Source organism: Paraprevotella clara YIT 11840, from assembly GCF_000233955.1.
Taxonomy (GTDB): domain Bacteria; phylum Bacteroidota; class Bacteroidia; order Bacteroidales; family Bacteroidaceae; genus Paraprevotella; species Paraprevotella clara.
Genome location: NZ_JH376694.1, coordinates 243 through 939 on the forward strand (window position 1 = coordinate 243; position 697 = coordinate 939).

Below are 697 nucleotides of genomic sequence, written 5' to 3' on the forward strand. Positions count from 1 at the left end.
TTTTGGTAGTGGACCAAGAACAAGTTTACCAGCAACAACAACACCGATGCCTTTTGGATTAGGAGTGGGAGCTTATGAAGTAACTAATCCTACTCAATATAATGCTACTTATACTCCTATGGCAGGTGGTGCTGGGCATGGAAAAAGTATGTTGTCATTAACTTGCGCTCCAAATCACGTGTGGGTACCTGTCCCTGATCATACTTCAGGAGGTACAGATACACAAGGACGCTTCTTCTTAACAAATGCGCAAGCAGTTCTTTCTGATGGTGATGTGTTCTATAAAAAGAAAGTAACAGGAATAGCTCCTAATTCTGAAATAAAATGGGAGTTCTTTATTTTGAACTTATTCCGTGAAGATGAAAAAATGGGAGGTTCTCAAAATGCGATTAAGCCTAATATTCGCGTAGTATTAGTAGCAAATGATAATACTGTGATAGCTTCTAAAAATACGGGAGAGGTTCCTAACTCTATCTGTGGTGCAGGGCTTAATAACTGGCATAAATATGAAGGAACATTTAACTCAGGTACTCACACCGAATTTACTATTGAATTCCGTTCTAACGGTTCATCTTCACATGCTTGGGGAAATGATTTCTGTATAGACGATATCACTGTATATCAAGTACCAAAGGCTTGTGGTCAGGTAGTAAGTACTACGCAAATAGTAACAGCTAATGGGCAAGATATACCTGCC

At 39.2% G+C, this 697-nt stretch carries 1 protein-coding gene; it reads left to right on the forward strand.

What is annotated here, in order from left to right:
• On the forward strand, positions 1-697 hold a 697-nt coding region (locus HMPREF9441_RS17135), incomplete at both ends, for a hypothetical protein (RefSeq protein WP_216593517.1).